Origin of the sequence: Marinobacterium maritimum (assembly GCF_039523155.1) — a bacterium.
GTDB lineage: Bacteria > Pseudomonadota > Gammaproteobacteria > Pseudomonadales > Balneatricaceae > Marinobacterium > Marinobacterium maritimum.
In genome coordinates this window covers 1-5,125 of the sequence record NZ_BAAAET010000010.1, presented here as the reverse complement: position 1 = coordinate 5,125, position 5,125 = coordinate 1, and the positions used below count along the sequence as shown (strand labels likewise).

Sequence of the window (5,125 nt, the reverse complement as noted above, 5' to 3'; positions counted from 1 at the left end):
AACAGGTTGCACCGAACGGTGCGGTTGATCAAGCCCGCTCTTTAACAAATTGATCAGGTAATATGTGTGGGCGCTTGTCAGGATTGAGCACACAAAGCTTAATCAAGGCAAGCAACCTAACTGAATATTCATTTAGCGTTGTGTAATACCTTGAGCCGAGTCTGAAAGGATAATTCCTCCTTTCATTAAAGACTCAACCAAAGATTTGAACTGAAGAGTTTGATCATGGCTCAGATTGAACGCTGGCGGCAGGCCTAACACATGCAAGTCGAGCGGTAACATTTCTAGCTTGCTAGAAGATGACGAGCGGCGGACGGGTGAGTAACGCGTGGGAATCTGCCTGGTAGTGGGGGACAACAGTCGGAAACGACTGCTAATACCGCATACGCCCTTCGGGGGAAAGTGGGGGATCTTCGGACCTCACGCTATCAGATGAGCCCGCGTCGGATTAGCTTGTTGGTGAGGTAAAGGCTCACCAAGGCGATGATCCGTAGCTGGTCTGAGAGGATGATCAGCCACACTGGGACTGAGACACGGCCCAGACTCCTACGGGAGGCAGCAGTGGGGAATATTGGACAATGGGGGCAACCCTGATCCAGCCATGCCGCGTGTGTGAAGAAGGCCTTCGGGTTGTAAAGCACTTTCAGCAGTGAGGAAAGGTGTGTCGTTAATACCGGCATGCTGTGACGTTAACTGCAGAAGAAGGACCGGCTAACTCCGTGCCAGCAGCCGCGGTAATACGGAGGGTCCGAGCGTTAATCGGAATTACTGGGCGTAAAGCGCGCGTAGGTGGTTCAGTCAGTCAGATGTGAAAGCCCCGGGCTCAACCTGGGAATTGCACCTGATACTGCTGAGCTAGAGTACGGTAGAGGGTAGTGGAATTTCCGGTGTAGCGGTGAAATGCGTAGAGATCGGAAGGAACACCAGTGGCGAAGGCGACTACCTGGACCGATACTGACACTGAGGTGCGAAAGCGTGGGTAGCAAACAGGATTAGATACCCTGGTAGTCCACGCCGTAAACGATGTCAACTAGCCGTTGGGGGACTTGATCCTTTAGTGGCGCAGCTAACGCGATAAGTTGACCGCCTGGGGAGTACGGCCGCAAGGTTAAAACTCAAATGAATTGACGGGGGCCCGCACAAGCGGTGGAGCATGTGGTTTAATTCGAAGCAACGCGAAGAACCTTACCTACTCTTGACATCCTGCGAACTTGGTAGAGATACCTTGGTGCCTTCGGGAACGCAGTGACAGGTGCTGCATGGCTGTCGTCAGCTCGTGTTGTGAAATGTTGGGTTAAGTCCCGTAACGAGCGCAACCCCTATCCTTATTTGCCAGCACTTCGGGTGGGAACTCTAAGGAGACTGCCGGTGACAAACCGGAGGAAGGTGGGGATGACGTCAAGTCATCATGGCCCTTACGAGTAGGGCTACACACGTGCTACAATGGCCGGTACAGAGGGCCGCAAACTCGCGAGAGTAAGCTAATCTCAGAAAACCGGTCGTAGTCCGGATCGCAGTCTGCAACTCGACTGCGTGAAGTCGGAATCGCTAGTAATCGCGAATCAGAATGTCGCGGTGAATACGTTCCCGGGCCTTGTACACACCGCCCGTCACACCATGGGAGTGGGTTGCACCAGAAGTAGCTAGTCTAACCTTCGGGAGGACGGTTACCACGGTGTGATTCATGACTGGGGTGAAGTCGTAACAAGGTAGCCCTAGGGGAACCTGGGGCTGGATCACCTCCTTAAACGATTGCGAAGTTCTGGCAAGCGTTCACACATATTACCTGATCGAAAGTTAGAGAGAGCGTATCAACCCTTGTGGTTGGACACTGTAGGCTTGTAGCTCAGTTGGTTAGAGCGCACCCCTGATAAGGGTGAGGTCGGTGGTTCAAATCCACTCAGGCCTACCAATTTCTTGGTAGCTTGGCTGCTGGGAAAGTGACTCGATGGGGCTATAGCTCAGCTGGGAGAGCGCCTGCTTTGCACGCAGGAGGTCTGCGGTTCGATCCCGCATAGCTCCACCATTCCCTAAAACACTGGGATGGTCAAGAAAGTTTTAAAACATATGCTCATTCGAGTTTATCTTTTAAAGCTTCTTAGCTTTAAACGCTCTTTAACAAATTGGATCTGAAAGATTGTCTTGTATTGTTTGATACAAGCGCCAACCGGCGATAATCGTTACGAACCATTCATTTGAACAGACGCCTTCGGGTTATATGGTCAAGTGAATAAGCGTGCACGGTGGATGCCTTGGCAGTCAGAGGCGATGAAGGACGTAGTAACCTGCGATAAGCCTCGGGGAGTCGGTAAACAGACTTTGATCCGAGGATTTCCGAATGGGGAAACCCACCCGCTTGCGGGTATCTCTTCACTGAATACATAGGTGTTGAGAGGCGAACCCGGGGAACTGAAACATCTAAGTACCCGGAGGAAAAGAAATCAACCGAGATTCCCTTAGTAGCGGCGAGCGAACGGGGATTAGCCCTTAAGCGGTCTTGTGGTTAGCAGAACACTCTGGAAAGTGTGGCCATAGTGGGTGATAGCCCCGTATGCGAAAACCTATAGATCGTGAAATCGAGTAGGACGGGACACGTGATATCCTGTCTGAATATGGGGGGACCATCCTCCAAGGCTAAATACTCCTGACTGACCGATAGTGAACCAGTACCGTGAGGGAAAGGCGAAAAGAACCCCTGTGAGGGGAGTGAAATAGACCCTGAAACCGTGTACGTACAAGCAGTGGGAGCCGTTTTCGGACGGTGACTGCGTACCTTTTGTATAATGGGTCAGCGACTTACTTTCAGTGGCAAGCTTAACCGTTTAGGGGAGGCGTAGGGAAACCGAGTCTTAATAGGGCGCCAAGTCGCTGGGAGTAGACCCGAAACCGGGCGATCTATCCATGGGCAGGTTGAAGGTTGAGTAACATCAACTGGAGGACCGAACCGACTGTCGTTGAAAAGCCAGCGGATGACCTGTGGATCGGAGTGAAAGGCTAATCAAGCCCGGAGATAGCTGGTTCTCCTCGAAAGCTATTTAGGTAGCGCCTCATGTCTCACCTTGGGGGGTAGAGCACTGTTTCGGCTAGGGGGTCATCCCGACTTACCAACCCGATGCAAACTCCGAATACCCAAGAGTGCAATCATGGGAGACACACGGCGGGTGCTAACGTCCGTCGTGGAAAGGGAAACAACCCAGACCGCCAGCTAAGGTCCCAAAGTTCTAGTTAAGTGGGAAACGATGTGGGAAGGCTCAGACAGCTAGGAGGTTGGCTTAGAAGCAGCCACCCTTTAAAGAAAGCGTAATAGCTCACTAGTCGAGTCGGCCTGCGCGGAAGATATAACGGGGCTCAAACTAGACACCGAAGCTGCGGATGCCTTAGGGCATGGTAGAGGAGCGTTCTGTAAGCCGTTGAAGCGGAAGCTGTAAGGCACCGTGGAGGTATCAGAAGTGCGAATGCTGACATGAGTAACGATAAAGGGGGTGAAAAACCCCCTCGCCGGAAGACCAAGGGTTCCTATCCAATGCTAATCAGGGTAGGGTGAGTCGGCCCCTAAGGCGAGGCTGAAAAGCGTAGTCGATGGGAAACAGGTTAATATTCCTGTACCGCGCATAACTGCGACGGGGGGACGGAGAAGGCTAGGCCAGCGCGGCGTTGGTTGTCCGCGTTTAAGGGTGTAGGTTGAGGAGTTAGGCAAATCCGGCTCCTTAAGACTGAGACCTGATGACGAGGCTCTTTATGAGCCGAAGTGGTTGATGCCATGCTTCCAGGAAAATCCTCTAAGCTTCAGGTTATGTGTGACCGTACCCCAAACCGACACAGGTGGTCAGGTTGAGAATACCAAGGCGCTTGAGAGAACTCGGGTGAAGGAACTAGGCAAAATGGTGCCGTAACTTCGGGAGAAGGCACGCCGATGTTGGTGATGGAATTTACTTCCTAAGCTGATGTCGGTCGAAGATACCAGGTGGCTGCGACTGTTTATTAAAAACACAGCACTCTGCAAACACGAAAGTGGACGTATAGGGTGTGACGCCTGCCCGGTGCCGGAAGGTTAATTGATGGGGTTAGCTTCGGCGAAGCTCTTGATCGAAGCCCCGGTAAACGGCGGCCGTAACTATAACGGTCCTAAGGTAGCGAAATTCCTTGTCGGGTAAGTTCCGACCTGCACGAATGGCGTAACGATGGCCACACTGTCTCCACCCGAGACTCAGTGAAATTGAACTCGCTGTGAAGATGCAGCGTCCCCGCGGCTAGACGGAAAGACCCCGTGAACCTTTACTATAGCTTCACAGTGGACTTTGACATTACTTGTGTAGGATAGCTGGGAGGCTTTGAACCCTGGACGCCAGTTCAGGTGGAGCCAACCTTGAAATACCAGCCTGGTACTGTTGAGGTTCTAACTCAGGTCCCTTATCGGGATCGAGGACATTGTGTGGTGGGTAGTTTGACTGGGGCGGTCTCCTCCCAAAGTGTAACGGAGGAGCACGAAGGTACCCTCAGGCTGGTCGGAAATCAGCCAATGAGCGCAAGAGTAGAAGGGTGCTTGACTGCGAGACAGACACGTCGAGCAGGTACGAAAGTAGGTTCTAGTGATCCGGTGGTTCTGTATGGAAGGGCCATCGCTCAACGGATAAAAGGTACTCCGGGGATAACAGGCTGATACCGCCCAAGAGTTCACATCGACGGCGGTGTTTGGCACCTCGATGTCGGCTCATCACATCCTGGGGCTGAAGCCGGTCCCAAGGGTATGGCTGTTCGCCATTTAAAGTGGTACGCGAGCTGGGTTTAGAACGTCGTGAGACAGTTCGGTCCCTATCTGCCGTGGGCGTTTGAGATTTGAGAAGAGCTGCTCCTAGTACGAGAGGACCGGAGTGGACGCACCTCTGGTGTTCCGGTTGTCACGCCAGTGGCATTGCCGGGTAGCTACGTGCGGACGGGATAACCGCTGAAAGCATCTAAGCGGGAAGCCTCCTTCAAGATGAGATCTCACTGGATCCTTGAGATCCCTGTAGAGCCGTCCGAGACCAGGACGTTGATAGGCTGGGTGTGTAAGTGTTGTAAGGCATTGAGCTAACCAGTACTAATTGCTCGTGAGGCTTGACCATATAACGCCCAAGGCGTTTGA

The 5,125-nt window shown here is 52.6% G+C and carries 2 tRNA genes and 2 rRNA genes; all 4 read left to right on the top strand.

What is annotated here, in order from left to right:
- Positions 1–207: 207 nt before the first annotated feature.
- Positions 208–1,747, top strand: a 16S ribosomal RNA gene (locus ABD013_RS18440).
- A gap of 88 nt (positions 1,748–1,835) precedes the next feature.
- Positions 1,836–1,912, top strand: a tRNA-Ile gene (locus tag ABD013_RS18435).
- 38 nt (positions 1,913–1,950) lie between these two features.
- Positions 1,951–2,026: transfer RNA gene (locus ABD013_RS18430), tRNA-Ala, on the top strand.
- 194 nt (positions 2,027–2,220) lie between these two features.
- Positions 2,221–5,105: ribosomal RNA gene (locus ABD013_RS18425) — 23S ribosomal RNA — on the top strand.
- Together the 16S and 23S rRNA genes with 2 tRNA genes alongside form the textbook arrangement of a ribosomal RNA operon.
- Positions 5,106–5,125 lie beyond the last annotated feature (20 nt).